A 19,574-nucleotide genomic window follows, 5' to 3' on the forward strand; every position below is an offset into this window, starting at 1 on the left:
ATGCGTCTGAGACTGGTCAAGCAGGGTACGAATTTCGACTTCTTCAAGCGCTGGAAGCTCTGGCTGGGCATTTCCGGGCTGATGATGGTGGTGGCCTTCGCCTCCTTCATGATCCAGGGTCTGAACTTCGGCATTGATTTCCGGGGCGGCACCACGATCCGGACCGAAAGCCCGCTGCCGGTGGAGATCGGCGTCTATCGCGATGCGATTGCCGTGCTGGAACTGGGCGACGTGTCGATTACCGAGGTGTTCGACCCGACCTTTGATGCGGACCAAAACGTCGCCATGATCCGCATTCAGGCTCAGGAGGGTCAGGAATCGGTCACACCGGAGGTCATCGCTGCTGTCGAAGGCGCGCTGCAGACGGTGCGGCCGGATATCAAGTTCGTCTCCGTGGAGTCGGTGGGCCCGAAAGTGTCGGGTGAGTTGATCCAGACGGCGGCAATTGCGGTGGTTTTTGCCATTGGCGCGGTGCTCATCTACATCTGGTTGAGGTTCGAGTGGCAATTCGCGCTGGGGGCCGTGCTGGCGCTGGTGCATGACGTGATCCTGACCATCGGCGTCTTTTCCGAGCTGCAGATCCGTTTTGACCTTGCGATCATCGCGGCGCTGCTGACGATTGTGGGCTATTCGCTGAACGATACCGTAGTGGTCTTCGACCGCGTGCGGGAGAACTTGCGCAAGTACAAGAAACGCCCGCTGGCCGAGGTGCTGAACATCTCGATCAACGAAACCCTCAGCCGAACCTTCATGACCTCTGTCACCACGCTGCTTGCGCTCATCGCGCTCTTCGTGCTGGGTGGCGACGTGATCCGCGGATTCGTCTTCGCGATGATCTGGGGCGTGATCGTCGGGACCTATTCCTCCATCTTCGTGGCCTCTGCGGCATTGCTTTACCTTGGGGTCAAGCGCGACTGGTCGAAGCCTGACGCCAATTCGGGGAACCAATACGCCAACATAGATGCTTGAGTTCGCGGCCACGCCGGGCCTGATCTGGGTGTTGGCGGCGACCTTTGCAGCGGGGCTGGTCTACGGATTTTCCGGCTTCGGAGCGGCACTTGTCTATATGCCTGTCGCGACGGCCGTGATCGCACCGCCGTTGGCCATCGGCGCCTTCGCCGTCTCCGCGCTGGCCTCGCTCGTGACGCTGGTACCGCGTGCGTGGAAACAGGCGGACAGGCCTAATACCCTGCTAATGGTTGGCGCTGCCATCCTTGGCGCGCCGCTGGGGATCTGGGTGTTGCGCACAGCTGACACGGTCCTGATCCGCTGGGTTCTCTCGGCGATCATCACGGTCACCCTTTTGCTTTTGATGGCGGGTTGGCGATACCGCGCAGAGCCCACCAAGCCCGTGCGCGCCGGCATTGGCGCTGCCGCGGGTGTGATGATGGGTTCGGTGGGGCTGAACGGTCCACTGGTGATCCTTTTTCAACTCGGCGGGCGGGACAACATCACGCGCAGCCGCGCCAATACGCTGATTTTTCTCACACTCTCCTCACTGTCTCTGGTGCCGCTCATGGCGCTTCAGGGGGTGATTGGCTGGCAGGCGGTCTGGCTGGGGTTGGTGATGCTGCTGCCCTATGCTGCCGGAACGTTGGTGGGACGGACGTTGTTTGACCCCGACCGGGAGACACTTTACCGTCGTGTGGCTTACGCCGTCGTGGCGGGGGCCGTTCTGATCGGCCTGCCGATATGGAACCACTAGGGAGCCCGATTCATGCGTCTCAACGAGATCACCTTCACCGATGCCAAGCCAGTGGAGGGCTATGGCCCCGGGTTTTTTCGCGTCGGGGGGGAGGTGGTTCACGGGCCGCTGATCATCGGGCCTGCGGGCGTGCAGAGCTGGCAGGGTTACGACGACGCGGACGCGCTGCTGACGCTGAAAGATCAGGTGGATGTGCTTTTTGTCGGCACCGGCTCGAACATTGCGCATCTTCCGTCCGATCTGCGTGTCGCACTGGAGGACGCAGGGCTCGGCGTGGAGGTTATGGCCTCACCCGCCGCGTGCCGCACCTATAATGTTCTGCTCAGCGAAGGCCGGCGCATTGCCCTGGCGCTGATCCCGGTCTGATCGGGCTTTTGGTTGTGGCGGCAATCGGTTAACGCTGGAGCCATGATATTGACGATCCGTGATCTATGCGTGGCGCGCGGAGGCCTGCCGGTGTTGGACGGGCTGAGTTTTGGCCTCGCACCGGGGCAGGCGTTGATCCTGCGCGGGCCAAACGGGTCGGGTAAGACGACACTCTTGCGCACGCTGGCCGGGCTGCAACCGCCCCTGTCGGGAGAGATCATCGCCGGAGAAGACCAGATCGCCTATGCCGCGCATTCCGACGGGCTGAAGGCGATGCTGACCGTGGCAGAAAACCTGACCTTCTGGGCGGATGTCTTTGGCCAGCGCGATATCGAGACCGCCATAGCTGCGTTTTCACTGGAGCCGTTGCGCGACCGGCTTGCAGGCACCCTCTCGGCCGGGCAAAAGCGGCGGTTGGGGTTGGCGCGCATGCTGGTCACCGGGCGCCCGATCTGGATGCTGGATGAGCCGACCGTCTCGCTGGACGTCGATGCGGTGGCGCTCTTTGCCGGGGCCATACGTGCCCATCTGGGGGCAGGGGGCGCTGCGCTGATCGCGACCCACATCGACCTCGGGCTCGACGCAGAAGTCTTCGATGTTGCGCCCTTCCGGGCGGCTCATGATGCGCGCGTGGGTGCCAGCGACGAGGCCTTCCTGTGAAAGCTCTCCTGCGCCGCGATCTGCTTCTAGCGATGCGCGCCGGGGGCGGGTTTGGCCTGGGCCTGGCCTTCTTTTTGATCGTGACGGTTCTGGTGCCCTTCGGTGTCGGCCCGCAGTCAGAGCTGTTGTCGCGCATAGCACCCGGCATCCTCTGGATCGGGGCTTTGCTGGCGTGCCTGCTCTCGCTTGACCGCCTGCTCGCACTGGATTGGGAGGATGGCACGCTTGATCTGCTGGCCACCTCGCCGCTGCCGCTGGAAGCCGCGCTCAGCATCAAGGCGCTGGCGCATTGGATCACGACCGGTTTGCCGCTGGTCCTCGCGGCGCCTGTCTTCGGCGTGCTTCTGAGCCTGCCGGATGCCGGTTATGTCTGGCTGGTGATTTCCCTCGCGCTCGGCACCCCGGCGCTGTCGGTGATCGGCACATTCGGCGCCGCACTGACCGTCGGCGTGAAGCGCGGCGGGCTCCTGATGTCGCTGCTGGTGCTGCCTCTCTATGTGCCCACTCTGATCTTTGGGGCCGAAGTTGCGCGGCGCGGCGCGGAGGGGATGCAGACCACGACGCCGCTGCTGATGCTGGCGGGCATCACGGCGGGTGTGATCGCCATTATGCCCTTCGCCTCCGCTGCGGCCCTGCGGGTGAACTTGCGGTGAGCGGGACCATTTGCCCATTGAGCGGAGCCGCCCGACAGCTTACATCTGGGCCATGTCGATGACAGATGAAACCTCGATCCCCAAGCGCCCCTCGGGCTTTTGGAGTTACGCCAACCCGGTGAAATTCCTGGGCTTCAGCGAACGCGTTCTGCCGGCCCTCTGGTGGCTGTCGGGTATCTGCCTCGGTGTTGGGCTGATCTGGGGGTTTTTCTTTACGCCGGATGATTTCCGGCAGGGCTCGACCGTCAAGATCATCTATTTGCATGTGCCCTCGGCGCTGATGGCGATCAACGCGTGGTTCATGATGCTGGTGGCCTCGCTGATCTGGATCGTGCGCCGCCATCATGTCAGTGCGCTGGCAGCCAAGGCCGCGGCGCCTGTGGGCGTAGTCATGACGCTGATCGCACTTTTCACCGGCGCCGTCTGGGGTCAGCCGATGTGGGGCACCTGGTGGGCCTGGGACCCGCGACTGACCTCGTTTCTGATTCTGTTTCTATTTTACCTCGGCTATATGGCGCTCTGGGCGGCAATCGACGACCCGGATACCGCCGCCGATCTGACCTCGGTGCTGTGCCTCGTGGGCTCGGTCTTTGCGGTGCTCAGCCGTTACGCGGTTAACTTCTGGAACCAGGGGCTGCATCAGGGCGCGTCGCTCAGCCTCGACAAGGAAGAGAATGTGGCCGATGTATTCTACTTTCCGCTGCTGGTCTGCATCGCGGGGTTTGTGCTTATCTTTCTGGCGCTCGTGCTCTACCGCACGGGCACCGAGATCCGCCTGCGCCGCACGCGCGCGCTGCAAGCCCGGGAGGCGCGGGTGTGATGCCCGATCTGGGAAAATACGCCGATGCGGTGCTGTCGGCCTATGGCGTGTCGCTTCTGTTGCTGGCGTTGCTGATCGTCTGGACGCTGCGGCAAGGCCGCCGCGCGCGCCGAGCGCTGCAGGAGGTCGAGAAGAGGAGCAAGCGCGATGCCTAAGGTCTCGCCTCTGATGATCGCACCACCGCTGATCTTTGCGGGGTTCGTGGCGCTTGCAGGCATCGGCATGTTCCGCGACAACCCCAACGATCTGCCGTCGACGATGATTGGCCAGCCCGCGCCGGCGATCACAAGCGAGGCACTGGGGGATTACCCGCCCGTGACGGCTGAAGCGTTGGCCACAGGGCAGGTTACGCTGGTGAATTTCTGGGCCAGTTGGTGCCCGCCCTGCCATGCGGAGCATCCGAAACTGCTGGAGATGGCGAGCGAGGGGATGCCGATCATCGGTGTGAACTTCAAGGACCAGGCACGCAATGCGTCGAGCTATCTCGATGACGACGGCAACCCGTTCCGTGCGGTCGCGTTCGATCCGCAGGGGCGCACGGCGATCGACTGGGGTGTGACCGCACCACCCGAGACCTTCATCCTCGATGCGGAGGGCACGGTGCTCTTTCGCTTCGCCGGGCCGCTCATCGGCAGCGATTACGAGCAGCGGTTCCTGCCCGAGTTGGAAAAGGCGCTGGCAGAGTAAGGCGGTATCGCCCGAGCGCCTGAGATCAACGCATTTCTCTCAGACGGGCGCGGATGTACTTGGCCGCGGACCGAAAGTGGCTTGGACCGGCGGCTTCGGCCCAGCGACCCGGGGTCCAGTGGTTGTTTGCGCTTTTCATTGGACCGCCGTAGAGGTCGGCATCGGTCTTGGCCGCGATGAACGAGCTTAACCGGTCAAACGCGGCCTCCAACGCGGACACAGCGCCCGCCCAGTCGAGATCTGTCTGCCGGGCCCGGAGATCGGCATTGTAGCGTTTCAGATCGGTCCACTTGTAGCCCTTTGCCGGGAAATGGACCTCCTTGCCCGCCTGACCGTCCGCGTACCACCCCAGAAACAGCTCGATCCAATGCGCCCTGTGCGCGATGACATCCTTGATTGAGGTGTCGCCATCATCTTTGATCAGGGTCTGTGATTCGGACAGCGGTTCGATCAGCTTGATCAGTTTATCGTAGTCCTTTTGCGTGATCCGGATCAGCTCTTCGCGGGTTGTTGCGGCCATGGCATATGCTCCTTTTGCATCGGAGGCTATGGGGTCGGGCCGGTGTCCGCATTGATCCGGCGCAAACAGGGCGGCGGGACGAAAAAGCCCCGGACGAGGGTCCGGGGCTTTGATGTCTATCTGCTAATTTGACGGGTCAGGCCGCCTCTTGCGCCAGGTTGCGCAGGACGTAGTGCAGCACGCCGCCATGTTCGATGTATTCAATCTCGATGGCTGTATCGATCCGGCATTTCAGGGTGATGTCCTTCACGGTCCCATCCGCCATGGTGATGGTGCAGGGCACCTCCTGCAGCGGCTTGATCGTGTCGAGCCCGTGGATCGAAACGGTTTCCTCGCCGGTCAGGCCCAGAGACTTGCGGGTATCGCCGCCTGTGAACTCGAAGGGGATCACGCCCATGCCAACAAGGTTGGAACGGTGAATGCGCTCGAAGCTTTCCGCGATCACGGCTTTCACGCCCAGAAGCGCGGTGCCCTTGGCCGCCCAGTCCCGTGAGGACCCGGCGCCGTACTGCTCGCCACCAAAGACGACGAGCGGCGTACCATTGGCCTGATGCGCCATCGCTGCATCAAAGATCGAGGTCTGCTCGCCGTCCGGGCCCTTGGTGTAGCCGCCTTCGACTCCATCCAGCATCTCGTTCTTGATGCGGATGTTGGCGAACGTGCCGCGCATCATAACCTCGTGGTTGCCGCGGCGCGAGCCGTAGGAGTTGAACTCGCGGACGGGCACCTGGCGTTCCACCAGATACTGACCGGCGGGCGTGGTGTCTTTGAAAGAGCCCGCGGGCGAGATGTGGTCGGTGGTAATCATATCGCCCAGCACCGCCAGCACCTTGGCGCCTTCGATGTTGGTGATCACGCCGGGCTCCTTGCCCATCCCCTGAAAGTAGGGCGGGTTCTGAACATAAGTCGACGCAGCGGGCCAATCGTATGTCTTGCTGTCGGTGGTCTCCACGCCCTGCCACTTCTCGTCGCCTTTGAAGACGTCGGCGTATTTGGTCAGGAAGGCCTCGCGCGTCACAGTGGCCTCGACCAGTTCAGCGATCTCCTGGCTGGAGGGCCAGATGTCTTTCAGGAAGACTTCGTTGCCATCGGTGTCCTGCCCCAGCGGTTCCGTGGTCAGGTCAATGTCGAGCGTGCCAGCCAACGCATAGGCCACGACGAGCGGCGGTGAGGCGAGGTAGTTGGCGCGTACGTCGGGGCTGATCCGGCCTTCGAAGTTGCGGTTGCCGGAGAGGACGGAGGTGGCGACCAGATCGCCCTCGGCGATGGCGTCCGACAGCTCCTTCTGGATCGGGCCGGAGTTGCCGATGCAGGTGGTGCAGCCGTAGCCGACGAGGTTGAAGCCGATCTTGTCGAGGTCGTCCTGGAGCCCTGCGGCCTCGAGATAGGCTGAGACAACCTGCGATCCGGGTGCCAATGAGGTCTTCACCCAGGGTTTGCGGTTGAGGCCCAGTGCCGCGGCTTTGCGGGCCACAAGTCCCGCACCGATCATCACATAGGGGTTCGAGGTGTTGGTGCAGGACGTGATCGACGCGATCACAACCTTGCCGCTTTCCATCGTGTAATCTTCACCTGCAACCGCCACTTCCTTGCCCATGGGGCGTTTGAAGGTTTCTTCCATTTCTTTCGTGAAGGCGGCTTTGGCCTGGTCGAGCGCCACGTAATCCTGCGGGCGCTTGGGCCCCGAGATCGCCGGAACAATCGTGTTCATATCCAGGTGCAGCGTATCGGTGTAGATGGGTGCGTAGCCCGCGTCGCGCCAGAGCCCGTTCTCCTTGGCGTAGGCCTCCACGAGCGCAATGCGGTCCTCCTCCCGGCCGGTGTTGCGCAGGTAGCGCAGGGTTTCACCGTCAATGGGGAAGAAGCCACAGGTGGCACCATATTCTGGTGCCATGTTCGCAATGGTCGCGCGGTCGGCCAATGGCAGACGGTCGAGGCCTTCGCCGTAGAACTCCACAAATTTGCCGACCACGCCCTTGGCGCGCAGCATCTCAACAACCTTCAGCACGAGATCGGTGCCGGTGGTGCCTTCCATCATGGTGCCGGTGAGCTCAAAGCCAACCACCTCGGGGATCAGCATGGAGATCGGCTGGCCCAGCATTGCTGCCTCGGCCTCGATCCCACCAACGCCCCAGCCCAAGACGGCCGCGCCATTCACCATGGTGGTGTGGCTGTCGGTGCCCACCAGCGTATCGGGGTAGGCGACCTCTTTGCCGTCCTGATCCGTGTCGGTCCAGACGGTCTGCGCGAGATACTCCAGGTTCACCTGGTGGCAAATGCCGGTGCCGGGGGGCACCACGCGGAAGTTGTTGAACGCTTTCTGGCCCCACTTGAGGAAGGTGTAGCGCTCCATGTTGCGCTCATACTCCCGGTCGACGTTCATCTGGAACGCACGCGGGTTGCCGAATTCGTCGATCATAACCGAGTGGTCGATGACCAGATCCACCGGATTCAGCGGGTTGATCTTCTCTGGATCGCCTCCCAGCTCCACAATGCCGTCGCGCATCGCCGCGAGGTCGACGACCGCCGGCACGCCCGTGAAGTCCTGCATCAGCACACGCGCCGGGCGGTAGGCGATCTCGCGCGGGTTCTTGCCGCCCTGTGCGCCCCATTCGGCGAAGGCCTTGATATCGTCCGTGGTCACGGTCTTGCCGTCCTCGAACCGCAGCATGTTCTCCAGCACGACTTTCAACACGGCGGGCAGTTTGGCGAAGTTGCCAAGACCGGCCTCCGTGGCGGCGGGGATGGAGTAGTAATCGACAGACTGGCTGCCAACGCTCAGTGTCTTGCGGGTCTTGGAGGTGTCGTGACCAACGGTAATGGGCATAGCAGAGGTCCTCTGGCTTGAGCTGGATCATCTTTGGATTGCGCGTTGAATGCCCTATGGAACAGGCTTGTTCAACTCAAATCAATGGTGTTGGTCAAAAATTGTATACCATTGTGTACCGTTTCAAGGGGTTTTGCCTCGCAATCTCTCAAGAAACCTTGATTGGTCATTACAGAGGGTAAACTTTAGGGTGCATGAAAGGGCCGGGTGGCCGGAGAAGGAATCACATGAAACGTTTGCTGCAGGCCGTTGCCGCACTTTGGTTGGTGGCTCCGCCACTCCTTGCGCAGGAGAACCCGGTGGTGTTGGAACTCTTCACATCGCAGGGGTGCTCGTCCTGTCCGCCGGCGGATGAGCTGATGCATGCGCTTGCGGAGCGTGACGATGTGATCGCCCTGGCGCTTCATGTGGATTACTGGGACTACATCGGCTGGAAAGACGAGTTTGCCGACCCGCGCAATGCGCAGCGACAGCGCGCCTATGCCACAACTGCAGGTCGACGGTCGATCTACACGCCGGAGATGATCGTAAACGGCCTGACCGACATCGTCGGCGCCCGGCCGATGGAGGTCTCGAAAGCCATTGCGCAGCACAAGGAGGTCGCGCCTGCGGTGGCGCTGACGTTGTCGCGCGACGGTGACGCGGTCGAAATCGGCGCCACCACCCTGAAGCAGCTGGACGGGCCGATGATTGTTCAGATGCTGCGCTATGTTCCCGAACGCGAGGCCAGGATCACGCGTGGGGAGAATGCGGGCCGCACGATCACATACGCGAATGTCACGCAGGACTGGAAGGTTTTGCGAGAGTGGGATGGGAAGTCGCCGCTGAAGCTCACCGCAGAGGCACCTGGAGAGAATCCGGTGGTTGTCTTGGTCCAGGCTGCAAAAATGGGCCCGATCCTTGCAGCTGGTGAGCTCAAATAGGGCGTTCTGCCGAGGTGGTGTTGGACATTGCGCACCAAACATTCTCGCGAGAGTCGTGAGCGGGTCCGACACGGTAGGTCCGGTTTTTTTGCAGAAGACGTGTCCGCTGATGATTTGACGCACAGACCGACGGGCAGCCACCAATGACCGCCAACTTGTCGAATGTTGGCCTCGGAGCGGATCAATCCTCGTCGCTGTCTTGTACCACCAGCAGGAGATCGCCTGCGGCTTCCATCTCGCGGATTTTGGCAACGATTTCAGCAGTGGCCTCTTCGAATTCGGCGGGTTTGACCTTGTCGCGCTCGCCCATTTCCTCGCGGAGTTGATCGGCCATCCGACCCGACATGTTTTCCAGGATGAAGTCCGCGCTGTCCTTCATGCCTGCCGCTTCGGAGCCAGCCAGGGCCGTGATGAGCAGATCCTGCTCCAACTCGCGGATGACCCGCGGGATATCGCGCGCGGCAATGCGTTTCGGGATGTTGGCAAAAGTGAAAATCGCCTTGCGGACAAGATCGGCAAAGCCCGCGTCTGTCTCGTCGAGCCCTTCGAGCACATCATCCCGTGTGACCGATGCCGTCGAGTTGAGGATGGCGCCCACCCGCTCTACGGGGCCATCATCAAAGGCCTTCAGCGGCTCGGCGTCCAGTTGTGCCGCCAGCGAGAGGCCAATGCGATCAACGGCATCCGGTGTCACGGCACTGGTTTGAGAGACCGCGTAGGTAATGCGCCGCGCTTTCGGACCAGGCAGCTTGCCCAGCAGTTCGGCTGCTCGTGGCACGTCGATCTTCGACAGGAGTACGGCCGCCACTTCGATGCTTTCATTCTCCAGCACCGGCAGCAGGCGGTCGGCGCTCATGTCGCGCAGCCGCGCCCACGGGTCGCCATACTGGCGCACGCCGGCTTCCTTGCGCAGGCGCGCTGCGGTCTGCTTGGATATGCGCCCATCCAGCGAATCCAGCGCGCCTGCAATCCCACCAGGGAAAGACAGCCCGATGCTTTCAAGTTCATCTGCAAACTCTGCCACCACGGTCGACAATGTGGTCCGATCTACCAGTCGCATGGCGCCCATCTGTTTGGTCAGCTGCGCCTGCAGGTCCTCCGGCAAATCCTCAAGCGGAATGTCCGCACCTTCGTTCAACAACAGCCGGACCACAATGGCGGCCTTCGCCTTCCGGCTGAGGTTGGACGGGGCCTGAGGTTGTGCATCCGTCCCCGGCAAGGCCGGGAACGGGGCCATCGGAACCATGTCTGTCATCTATACTCACCTGTCTTTGATCTTGTTTTGTTCTGCCAGACAATGGTTAAAGATTGGTGAGAACAAACCAAAAACAGACGAGGTCAGTAGTTGTAGGTGGTACCCGTCGCGATGGCGTTTTGCAGCGAGGCTTCGGACCAGGTCCCGGCGCCACCGTGGGCGCGGATGGCCCGCAATTGCTCGACCGCGCCAACCATGTCACCGGCAGCCACGAAGCCCTGTCCCATGTAGGATCGCGCGAGAATGTTGTTTGGATTTTCTGCGATGGCCTGTTCGTAAAACAGGTTGGCCAGCCGAGGATTGCCAAGCTTGCGATGGGTAAAGCCCATGTAGGTGAGGCGGCCCATGTGCCCGTCGGGCAGGGCTTGGGCCAGCGCCTGGGCATCTTCGTAGCGGCCCGCGTAAGCCAACTGGCGTACGGTCAGGTAGATTTCTTCGGTCTTGAGGCTGCTCTCCTGCGCGTTCACGCAGCTTTTGGTCTTCTTGTCATAGATTTTTGCCCCTTCGCAGCTCACCGCAGGTTTGGGGGGCGGCTCGTCATTGCCGCCATCGGCGACAACCACAGTTGGAATAAACAGGGCAATACCTAAAAAAATACGCATGGGGTCTCCTTGCTATACACTTGGTCTAATAGGTGGATAACAAGGCAGCCCGCCCTTTTATGCGATCACGAAGCCGTGACCGCATATTTTTTTCAAGTGGTGGTGGCGACGCAGGATTTCGTGGCGCTGTCATAGACAGTGCCTTGCGCGCAGGACATGGTCACTTCCTGTTTGCCATAGTTGCATCCCGCCGCGAAGGCGATTGCGGGGGCGAGGGTCAGGGCCACCGCGGCGGCCAAAGTCTTGATCGTCATTGCGGGTCTCCTTTGCTGATGCATTTCAAAGTAGCAGTGGCTGACCAAGGGTCAACAGAAATGCCGGGCTGGGGTGCGAGACCGCGCCTCAATGCCTAGTCTTTGAACACCCGCGCGAAGATCGTATCCACGTGTTTTGTGTGATAGCCAAGGTCGAATTTCTCTTCGATCTCGGCTGGGCTCAGCGCGGCGGTGACATCCGGATCCGCCAGCAATTCCTCTTTGAAATCCGTGCGATGCTCCCAGACCTTGAGTGCGTTGCGCTGCACGAAAGTATAAGCATCCTCGCGACTGACACCGGCCTGGGTGAGCGCCAGAAGCACCCGCTGGCTCATCACCAGACCGGGGAATTTGTTCATGTTCTCCAGCATGTTGTCGGGGAAGATCAGCATTTTGTCGACGACACTGGTCAGCCGCGCGAGGGCGAAATCGAGCGTGATGGTGGCATCCGGTCCGATCATGCGTTCAACGGAGGAATGCGAGATGTCGCGTTCATGCCAGAGGGTCACGTTCTCCATTGCCGGGATCACCGCGGAGCGGACCATGCGTGCGAGGCCAGTGAGGTTCTCGGTCAGCACTGGATTCTTCTTATGCGGCATGGCGGAAGAGCCTTTTTGGCCCGTGGAGAAAAACTCCGCGCCCTCCAGCACTTCGGTGCGCTGCATGTGGCGGATCTCGGTCGCGATGTTCTCGACGGAGCTTGCGACGACGCCGAGCGCTGCGAAGAACGCGGCGTGCCGGTCGCGCGGGATCACCTGGGTGGAGATGGGCTCCGGCTCCAGTCCCATCTGTTTGCACACATGGTCTTCGACCGCCGGTTCGATGTTCGCGAAGGTCCCGACGGCCCCGGAAATCGCGCCGGTGGCGATCTCGTAGCGCGCTTTTTCCAGCCGGTTCAGGTTGCGGTCCATCTCTGCATAGAAGCGTGCGAAGGTCAGGCCCATTGTCGTCGGTTCGGCGTGGATGCCGTGACTGCGCCCGATGCGCATCGTATCCTTGTGCTCATAGGCGCGGCGCTTCAGTGCGGCGAGCAGGGCCTTCATGTCACCGATCAGGATGTCGGCGGCGCGGGTCAGTTGCACGTTGAAGCAGGTATCCAGCACATCCGAGGAGGTCATGCCCTGGTGCACAAAGCGCGCTTCTTCGCTGCCCACATGCTCGGCGAGATGCGTCAGGAAGGCGATCACATCGTGTTTTGTCACGGCCTCGATTTCGTCGATCCGGGCCACGTCGAATTGCACATCCTTGGCCTTCCAGACGGCCTCGGCATTCTCGCGCGGGATCACCCCAAGATCGGCCATCGCGTCGCAGGCATGGGCCTCGATCTCGTACCAGATACGGAATTTCGTCTCCGGGGACCAGATGGCGACCATGTCGGGGCGGGAGTAGCGGGGGATCATCGGCGTACCTTTTCGCATTTGTATCGACCTTGCTGGGCTCATAGACTGAGCGGGTGAGAGCCACAAGGCGGGCGCCTGGGGAAATCTGCGGCACGATGGGCAGGGTGAGCGGTCGGATGAGAGATAATGCGGATCAGTCTGTGCGGTGTCTGCAGGACTTTGAAGGGCGCTGGCAACTCACCCGGCAGATCCGGCACGCCGAAGGAGTGCGGGCCGCGTTTTCGGGGGACGCGGTCTGGTGCCCGGATGCCGATGGCCTGATCTATCGTGAAACGGGTGTCTTGCAGATGCCCGGCAGCCCGCCGATTCAGGCGGAACGCCGGTACCTCTGGCGAGAGGGTTTGCACGTCTATTTCGAAGACGGCCGGTTCTTCCACCAGGTGCCGGCGCGGGGCGGACAGGCGGAGCATTGGTGCGACCCGGACACTTATGTCGTGCACTATGATTTTTCGGACTGGCCCGCGTTTTCAACGAGTTGGCAGGTGTCTGGTCCACGCAAGAGCTATGAGATGCGCAGCCGGTACACCCGCTGTTAGCGCAACAGGGCTTGAACCGGGCGCGGCACTGCGGCATTGAGGACGCAAGACATTCTCAACAGGAGACACACCCATGCAGCTGACCGCCTCTCACACTGTCCTGGCAGATCATTTCGGCCCGACGGATGGCACGGCGCGCCGGATCAAGCAGGCGGGCCTCGTGGTGCTGGGCATCGCATTTCTGACCGTCGCCGCGAACATCAAGGTGCCGGTGCCGGGCTCGCCGGTTCTGATGAACCTCGGCACCTTCGCGGTGCTGACCATCGGGGCCGCATATGGGGCGCGGCTCGGGCTCACGACCATTCTGGGGTACATGATTGTCGGGGCCTTCGGCTTTGATGTGTTCCAGAGCTCGACCGCGGAGCTCAATGGTCTGGACTACATGATGGGCGGGACCGGCGGCTATCTGGTCGGCTACGTGATGGCGACCGTGCTGCTGGGCGCGCTGGCGCAGCGCGGCTGGGACCGGTCGATGGTCTGGATGGCGGTGGCCATGTTGCTGGGCAACATCCTGCTCTATGTGCCGGGTCTGCTGTGGCTCGGTCAGCTTTACGGCTGGGACAAGCCGATCCTTGAGTGGGGGCTGACGCCGTTTCTCCTGGGCGATGCGGTGAAGCTCGCGCTGGCGGCGCTGATCCTGCCCGCGATCTGGAAGCTGGTGGGCAGCGCCCGCAGCTAACGGTCTGATACGGAAGCGAAAAGGCGAGGCGCGACCCGGTGGGCCGCGCCTCATTCTTTTTATGGGTGCCGGTTGCCAGGTGAGCCCCAGAACCCGACGTTAGGGCAGCGGGCAGCGGGCAGCGGGCAGCGGGTCAGGCCGAGGCCGGGACGGGATCGTCCACGAGTTCCGTGATCACTTTGGAGCTGCGCTCCAGCGTGCGGTGGACCGGGCATTTGTCGGCGATCTCCAGAAGGCGCGCGCGCTGTTCGGGATCGAGGTTACCGGTCAGGGTGATGCGCCGTTTCCAGGTGTCGATCTTCTCGCCGACGGCGGTTTCCGCGTCCTGCGCGTGGACCTTGTTGTGGCTGACATCGACGGAGACATGCGCCAGTGGCCAGCCCTTGCGGCGGGCGTACATGCGCAGGGTCATAGAGGTGCAGGCGCCGAGACCCGCCGACAAAAAACCGTATGGACTCAAACCCTTATTGGTGCCGCCGTAGGCCAGCGGCTCATCGGCGAGCAGGTGGTGGCCATCGGAGGAGGTGATGTCGGTGAGGTAGCCTTCGGGGTCCGCTTCGGAGACGCGCAGCACGCCTTCGGGGGCGCCGGGCGGGGGCGCTGGCGGCGCGAGCGCGATGTAGCGGCGTGCCCAGGTGGCGATGACGTCAGCGGCATATTCCGCATCCTCGCTGCGGGTGATCAGGTGATCGGCGCTGTCGAGGGTCACGAAGCTCTTGGGATGTTTGGCGGTGAGGAAAATCTCGCCGGCGTTGTCGATGGAGACGGTCTCATCCCGGGGCGCGTGCAACACCAGAAGCGCGGCATTCAGCGCGCTGATCGACGGCGCCAGCGCGCCTTCGGCAAGATCCTCGACAAAGCCCTTGCCGATGCGGAAAGGCCGCCCGCCCAAGCTCACCTCAGCCGCCCCATGCGCCATGATCTCGGGCAGGGCCTCGGCGAAGTTATGTGTCACATGTTCCGGATCAAAGGGGGCGCCAAGCGTGGCTACGGCCTTGATATTGTTCAGTTTCGATGTGGCTTTCAGGACAGCCGCACCACCAAGAGAATGGCCGATCATCAGGCTCGGGGCCATGCCGCGCTCCGTCAGATAGCCATTGGCGGCGATGAGATCGTCGACGTTCGAGGTGAAGGAGGTATTGGCGAACTCGCCCTTGGAATGACCGAGCCCGGTAAAGTCGAAACGCAGCACGGCGATGCCGATGGATGACAGCCGGGCCGCGATTCGACGGGCCGCGGGAATGTCCTTGCCGCAGGTGAAGCAATGCGCAAAGAGCGCGGTGGCCAGATGCGGGCCGTCGGGCAGATCGAGCCGCGCGGCGAGCTCCGAGCCATCGTGGCCGGGGAAGGTGATCCGTTCTGTGGGCATGGCAGCGCTCCTTTGTGACCCCCAGAGTGGGGCGGCGGCGCGGACCATGCAAGAGGTGTGACAGAAGGATCACGGGGAGGTGACGGCGGGGGACCCGGATGACGGCAAACACCGACGTTCGGCGGCGGGCCCCGGTAAGATGTACTCTGGCCCGGAAAACAAGGGGTTTGGCCTGTCTGTTTTGCGTCGGTATTACGTCGGTATCACGTCGGTGCGCAGCGCGCGGGGCGGAAACCCGCTGGTAAGGGTTTGGGCCGCCTGGTTGTGCCTTTCCACCCCCCGTCCCAGCGCCTAGTCAGGCTGCTCACGAGCAATCAAAAATCAGGAGACTTGAGGCAATGACCCTTCGGACATGGGTGACGGTTGGTGCGCTGTGGGCCGGTGTGGCCGCGGCGGAGCCGGCGGATATTTCGCGTTTTGTGAGCGATGCGGGCGCCGACCCCGCAACCAGCGTCGTGCTGGTGCAGCGCCTGTCGGACGGGCATCAATGGAGCAGCAACCCGGCCCGCGCCGAGACGCGGTTCGTGCCCGCCTCCACGTCGAAAATCCCGCATACGCTCATCGCATTGGAGACCGGCCTTGCGACGCCGGAGACGGTCTTTGCCTGGGACGGCGAGGAGCGGTTTCTGGAGTCCTGGAACCAGGACCAGACCCTGACGCGGGCGTTCCAGCGCTCGGCTGTTTGGGTCTATCAGGAGATCGCCCGGAGCACGGGCGGCGAGACCATGGCACGCTGGCTGACGCGGTTCGGTTATGGCAATGCGGATGTGGGCGGCGCGCAGGATCTTGAGACCTATTGGCTGCGCGGCCCGCTGGCGATCAGCGCGCAGGAGCAGGTGGTGTTCCTTGCCCGGTTGGCGCAGGGCGAGCTACCGCTGTCACCGCAGACCTACACGGATGCGCGCCGGATCATGATGGCGGAGCAGCAGGGCGAGCGGGTGCTTCATGCCAAGACGGGCTATGCGCTGCGCGGGGCGCAGGTCGATCTGGGCTGGTACGTGGGCTGGGTCGACGCCGGGGCCGAGACCTATGTCTTTGCGATGAACATGGATCTGCCGGGCTTTGACGCAGCCCCCGAGCGGCAACGTGTGACCCGCCATGTTCTGGACCGGCTGGAGATCTTCCCGAAGCCCGCGCAGGAGCAATAGCGGCAGACCGTCCGGATGGGCCCCGGCGGGCAGCGGCCTGCAGACGCGGGGCGCTGCCTCACACATGCTGCCCGCCGTTGATTTCGATTTCCGTGCCATTCACGTAAGACGACGCATCCGAGCAGAGAAAGTAGATGACGTCGGCGACTTCATCGACGCTTCCCAACCGCCGCAGGGGCAGGGTTTCGACAATCTTCTCCGTCCCGGGGGAGAGAATGGAGGTTTCGATCTCGCCCGGGGCAATTGCGTTGACGCGCACACCCAGCGGGCCGAAGTCATGGGCCATTTCCCGCGTCAGCGCCGCAAGTGCGGCTTTCGATGTGGCATAGGCGGCACCGGCGAAGGGGTGCACGCGGGCCCCCGCGATGGAGGTCACGTTCACGACCGACCCCTTCGCCTGCATCAGCTCCTCCTTGAGACCCCGCGACAGCACGATGGGGGCGAAGAAATTGACGTGGAACACCTTGCCCCAGTCCAGAAGGTCTGTGTCGAGCGTGTTCAGGCGGGCGCCCTGCGCCCCTTTCGGCGAAATGCCCGCGTTGTTGACCAAGCCGTGCAGCGGCCCGTCCAACCGCTCGCGGATCACCTCCACCGCATTGATGATGTCCGCGGGATCGGACAGGTCGATCTGAATGTGGTTCTCGGCGCCACCGGGCCAGGGGCAGCTGGGATCGAAGGCCTGGCGCGAGCAGGTCAGGACGCGCCAGCCTTCGCGCGAGAACTTCTTGACGGCTGCGTGGCCGATGCCGCGGCTTGCTCCTGTCAGAAGAAGGGTTCTCGTCACGGCGACCTCGGGACTCTAACGGGCGGGGTGACTTTCAATATAGGCCGTGATCGCAGACCGGCAAAAGGGCACCGGCGCTCCTGGCCGGGCGAGGGGGGCCGGCGCCGGGGGCTCAGAGCCCCTGCAAGGCGGCGTCGAAGGGGTAGCGGGTGAGGTTCTCGTAGCCGTCTTCGGTGATCAGCACCTGATCTTCGAGCTTGATCGAGAAGTCGCCGCCCACTTCGCCGACCAGCACCTCGACGCAGAGGGTCATGCCCGGTTCCAGCGGATAGTCATAGGCGCCCGGCACGGCCTTGTCGGGGTAGGCGACCATCGGCCATTCGTCACAGAGGCCCACGCCGTGGATCAGGCAGCCGTACTTCTGCTGCTGGTATTTGTCGTCCAGCACATGGGTGTTGGCGGTCAGCTCCGGGATCGTCACCCCGGGTTTCAGCATCTCCATATTGGTCTGGATATGCTCGATGCTGTGCTGCATGGCGTAGATCATATCGGGGCGCGGTTTCTGATCGCCGATCCACCAGCTGCGCGAGATGTCGGTGCAGATGCCGTAGGCGCCGACGAGGTCGGTGTCGAAGGAGATGATCTCGTTCAGCTGACAGACGCGGGCGCCGCATTCCTGGAACCAGGGGTTGGTGCGGGGGCCGGAGGCGAGCAGACGGGTTTCGATCCATTCGCCGCCGCGCTTGATGTTTTCGGCGTGCAGCACGGCCCAGATGTCATCCTCGCAGGTGGTGCCGTCGCCGACGTTGGCGCGGGCGAAGTCTTCCATCGCGTACATGGCGGCTTCGCAGGCGTGCACGGCGCAGCGCATGGCGCGGATTTCATCGGGGCCCTTCACGGCGCGGGACTTCTCGGTCACCTCCTCACCGTCCATGATTTCCAGGCCATGGGCCTCAAGGCTGCGCAGCCCGTGCACCATGATCTTGTCGACAGCGAGGCGGCTGTGGCCGGGCGCGTGTTCGTCCAGCAGGTCGCGCACCTCGGCGGCGAAAACATCCGCCTGGGTATGGGTGCGGTCGCCGGTGGCGAAGTAGAACATCGACGCGCCCGAACGCTGTTCGCGAACCAGCGGGTTGAATTTCGACAGGAAGGGGGAGTTCTTGTAGTCCCACATCACCATGTAGCCGTCGGCGCAGAGCAGCACCGCGCGGAACGGGTTGTGGGTGTTCCAGAGCTGCATGTTGGTGCTGTCGGTGGCGTAGCGGATGTTGAGCGGGTCGAACATCAGCAGGCCGCCATAGCCACGGTCGACGATGTGCCGGGTGAGCCGCGCGTGGCGGTAGGCGCGCATGGCGGGCAGGTCGGGCAGTGTCAGGCCCGCGGCCTCCCATTCGGCAAAGGCGCGCTGGGTCGGGCCTATTTCGATGCGATCCTGATCGTTGGGCGTGCCGTCGCCCAGAAGCGCGCCGCGGGTCGGGTCGATCTTGCGGGTGTCGCTGAAGTGCTGATTCATCCTGGGGTCCTGTCGCTGCCGTAGAATCAGCTTGCGCGCGATTCGCCGCGCGCGGATGCTTGTCTGCGACATGGGCGCGCGTCGTTTTTTGCGGACGGAGCCGGGACTGGGCGCTAAGGCTTTGCCATGGTTGAGATTTTGCAAAAGGCGATTCCCGACGAGATGCTGGAGCCGCGGAGGTTGCCCGGGGTGCAGCCGCTGGGGGAGCCCTGGCTACGGGTGGATGACGCCTATGCGGCGCAGATGGCGCATCGCCGTGGACTGATCGCGGACCGGCGGGCGGAAGTGTATTGGCTCGATGGGGCGGCCGAGATGGCTGCTGCGGAGGTGTTGGTGGAGGCGCTGGCGCTGTTGCCCGGGCTGGGGTTTGCGGTGGAGGGACGGCGGTGTGTCTGCCCCGACGGTGTCGAGGTTGATCTGGAGGCGGAAGCGCCGCTGGTGGTGCTGGGGAAGCTGGTGCAGGAGGACATCTGCATCATGGAACAGCGCGGGGCGGAGCATGTGCTGGTGGCCGCCTGCCTGTGTTTTCCGGCCCGCTGGTTGCTGAGCGAGAAGGCGGGGCGCCCGCTCTTGCATATCCATGGCGCCGTGGATCACTACGACGAGGATATGGCGCGACGGGTCCAGCGGCTCTTTGACGGGGTGCAGGTGGGGCGCCCGCTCTGGCGGTTCAACGGCTTGCCCGAAACGGAGCCTGAGCTCTTCCAGCCGCGCTCGGTTCTGGCGCCGCCCCGGACCCGGCCGGAGGGCGCAGCGCCCTATTGGCGGGCGGAGCGGCAGTGCATCGTGCGGATGCCGGAGAGCGGGGCGGTGGTGTTTTCGATCCACACCTATGTTGTGCGGGGGGCGGCCGGGTAAGAACGGCGCGGCACCGCTGCAGCCGGACAGGCGGGCGGTGCCGGGGACCCGCGGGAGAGCCGCGCCCGCCTGTCA

General features: G+C 63.2%; 22 protein-coding genes. 13 read left to right on the plus strand and 9 right to left on the minus strand.

What is annotated here, in order from left to right; translation table 11 throughout:
* The 8 genes from secF to Q1A71_RS09200 are packed head-to-tail and all read left to right on the plus strand — an operon-like array spanning position 1 to position 4,891.
* Positions 1-969, plus strand: a complete 969-nt coding sequence (secF, locus tag Q1A71_RS09165; protein WP_299674398.1) for a protein translocase subunit SecF — start codon at positions 1-3, stop codon at positions 967-969.
* The gene (locus Q1A71_RS09170; RefSeq protein ID WP_299674400.1) at positions 962-1,705 is read left to right on the plus strand and encodes a sulfite exporter TauE/SafE family protein; all 744 of its coding nucleotides are present in this window, start codon (positions 962-964) and stop codon (positions 1,703-1,705) included. Before secF ends, Q1A71_RS09170 begins: the two co-directional genes overlap by 8 nt.
* Positions 1,706-1,717: 12 nt before the next feature.
* Positions 1,718-2,071: an Mth938-like domain-containing protein gene (locus Q1A71_RS09175; RefSeq protein WP_299674403.1), complete on the plus strand. Its 354-nt coding sequence runs from the start codon at positions 1,718-1,720 to the stop codon at positions 2,069-2,071.
* 42 nt (positions 2,072-2,113) lie between these two features.
* Positions 2,114-2,731, plus strand: a complete 618-nt coding sequence (gene ccmA, locus Q1A71_RS09180) for a heme ABC exporter ATP-binding protein CcmA (protein ID WP_299674406.1) — start codon at positions 2,114-2,116, stop codon at positions 2,729-2,731.
* Positions 2,728-3,384, plus strand: a complete 657-nt coding sequence (gene ccmB, locus Q1A71_RS09185) for a heme exporter protein CcmB (protein WP_299674409.1) — start codon at positions 2,728-2,730, stop codon at positions 3,382-3,384. The genes ccmA and ccmB overlap by 4 nt, the downstream gene beginning before the upstream one ends.
* Before the next feature lie 52 nt (positions 3,385-3,436).
* Positions 3,437-4,204 carry a heme ABC transporter permease gene (locus tag Q1A71_RS09190; RefSeq protein WP_299675684.1) on the plus strand — a complete coding sequence of 256 codons (768 nt, stop codon included), beginning with the start codon at positions 3,437-3,439 and terminating at the stop codon, positions 4,202-4,204.
* The gene (gene ccmD / locus Q1A71_RS09195) at positions 4,204-4,359 is read left to right on the plus strand and encodes a heme exporter protein CcmD (RefSeq protein WP_299674412.1); all 156 of its coding nucleotides are present in this window, start codon (positions 4,204-4,206) and stop codon (positions 4,357-4,359) included. The genes Q1A71_RS09190 and ccmD overlap by 1 nt, the downstream gene beginning before the upstream one ends.
* Positions 4,352-4,891, plus strand: a complete 540-nt coding sequence (locus Q1A71_RS09200) for a DsbE family thiol:disulfide interchange protein (RefSeq protein ID WP_299674415.1) — start codon at positions 4,352-4,354, stop codon at positions 4,889-4,891. The genes ccmD and Q1A71_RS09200 overlap by 8 nt, the downstream gene beginning before the upstream one ends.
* A 25-nt stretch (positions 4,892-4,916) precedes the next feature.
* On the opposite strand, the gene Q1A71_RS09205 is transcribed toward Q1A71_RS09200, so the two are convergent.
* Both Q1A71_RS09205 and acnA read right to left on the minus strand, forming a co-directional pair.
* Positions 4,917-5,411: a ClbS/DfsB family four-helix bundle protein gene (locus tag Q1A71_RS09205; RefSeq protein ID WP_299674418.1), complete on the minus strand. Its 495-nt coding sequence runs from the start codon at positions 5,409-5,411 to the stop codon at positions 4,917-4,919.
* A 136-nt stretch (positions 5,412-5,547) separates the two neighbouring features.
* Positions 5,548-8,238, minus strand: a complete 2,691-nt coding sequence (gene acnA, locus Q1A71_RS09210) for an aconitate hydratase AcnA (RefSeq protein ID WP_299674421.1) — start codon at positions 8,236-8,238, stop codon at positions 5,548-5,550.
* A 227-nt stretch (positions 8,239-8,465) separates the two neighbouring features.
* On the opposite strand from acnA, the gene Q1A71_RS09215 reads away from it, so the two are divergent.
* Positions 8,466-9,161, plus strand: a complete 696-nt coding sequence (locus tag Q1A71_RS09215; RefSeq protein WP_299674424.1) for a thioredoxin family protein — start codon at positions 8,466-8,468, stop codon at positions 9,159-9,161.
* Positions 9,162-9,342: 181 nt separating this feature from the next.
* Here the strand turns inward: Q1A71_RS09215 and Q1A71_RS09220 are convergent, their stop codons facing one another.
* The 4 genes from Q1A71_RS09220 to purB form a co-directional block, all read right to left on the minus strand.
* The gene (locus Q1A71_RS09220) at positions 9,343-10,407 is read right to left on the minus strand and encodes a FliG C-terminal domain-containing protein (RefSeq protein WP_299675687.1); all 1,065 of its coding nucleotides are present in this window, start codon (positions 10,405-10,407) and stop codon (positions 9,343-9,345) included.
* A 92-nt stretch (positions 10,408-10,499) separates the two neighbouring features.
* Positions 10,500-11,018 carry a hypothetical protein gene (locus Q1A71_RS09225; protein WP_299674427.1) on the minus strand — a complete coding sequence of 173 codons (519 nt, stop codon included), beginning with the start codon at positions 11,016-11,018 and terminating at the stop codon, positions 10,500-10,502.
* A gap of 92 nt (positions 11,019-11,110) precedes the next feature.
* Complete coding sequence (locus Q1A71_RS09230; RefSeq protein WP_299674430.1) at positions 11,111-11,272, minus strand: adenylosuccinate lyase; 162 nt, start codon at positions 11,270-11,272, stop codon at positions 11,111-11,113.
* 95 nt (positions 11,273-11,367) lie between these two features.
* Positions 11,368-12,672 carry an adenylosuccinate lyase gene (gene purB, locus Q1A71_RS09235; RefSeq protein WP_299675690.1) on the minus strand — a complete coding sequence of 435 codons (1,305 nt, stop codon included), beginning with the start codon at positions 12,670-12,672 and terminating at the stop codon, positions 11,368-11,370.
* Positions 12,673-12,788: 116 nt separating this feature from the next.
* On the opposite strand from purB, the gene Q1A71_RS09240 reads away from it, so the two are divergent.
* Positions 12,789-13,208, plus strand: a complete 420-nt coding sequence (locus Q1A71_RS09240; protein ID WP_299674433.1) for a DUF6314 family protein — start codon at positions 12,789-12,791, stop codon at positions 13,206-13,208.
* 73 nt (positions 13,209-13,281) lie between these two features.
* The gene (locus tag Q1A71_RS09245) at positions 13,282-13,887 is read left to right on the plus strand and encodes a biotin transporter BioY (RefSeq protein ID WP_299674437.1); all 606 of its coding nucleotides are present in this window, start codon (positions 13,282-13,284) and stop codon (positions 13,885-13,887) included.
* Between the two features lie 133 nt (positions 13,888-14,020).
* On the opposite strand, the gene Q1A71_RS09250 is transcribed toward Q1A71_RS09245, so the two are convergent.
* A complete protein-coding gene (locus Q1A71_RS09250; RefSeq protein WP_299674440.1) occupies positions 14,021-15,256 on the minus strand; it encodes a bifunctional alpha/beta hydrolase/OsmC family protein in 1,236 nt (411 codons plus the stop codon).
* A gap of 338 nt (positions 15,257-15,594) precedes the next feature.
* Between Q1A71_RS09250 and Q1A71_RS09255 the strand changes: the two genes are divergently transcribed.
* Entirely contained in the window at positions 15,595-16,404 is an 810-nt protein-coding gene (locus Q1A71_RS09255) for a penicillin-binding transpeptidase domain-containing protein (protein ID WP_299674443.1), read from the plus strand.
* 58 nt (positions 16,405-16,462) lie between these two features.
* On the opposite strand, the gene Q1A71_RS09260 is transcribed toward Q1A71_RS09255, so the two are convergent.
* Positions 16,463-17,188: an SDR family oxidoreductase gene (locus Q1A71_RS09260; protein ID WP_299674445.1), complete on the minus strand. Its 726-nt coding sequence runs from the start codon at positions 17,186-17,188 to the stop codon at positions 16,463-16,465.
* 112 nt (positions 17,189-17,300) lie between these two features.
* A complete protein-coding gene (dddP, locus tag Q1A71_RS09265) occupies positions 17,301-18,641 on the minus strand; it encodes a dimethylsulfonioproprionate lyase DddP (protein ID WP_299674450.1) in 1,341 nt (446 codons plus the stop codon).
* A 126-nt stretch (positions 18,642-18,767) separates the two neighbouring features.
* On the opposite strand from dddP, the gene Q1A71_RS09270 reads away from it, so the two are divergent.
* On the plus strand, positions 18,768-19,499 hold the full coding sequence (locus tag Q1A71_RS09270; protein WP_299674453.1) for a DUF3445 domain-containing protein: 732 nt from the start codon (positions 18,768-18,770) through the stop codon (positions 19,497-19,499).
* Positions 19,500-19,574: the final 75 nt, after the last annotated feature.

Origin of the sequence: uncultured Roseobacter sp. (assembly GCF_947493125.1) — a bacterium.
In the GTDB taxonomy this organism is placed as follows: Bacteria; Pseudomonadota; Alphaproteobacteria; order Rhodobacterales; family Rhodobacteraceae; genus Roseobacter.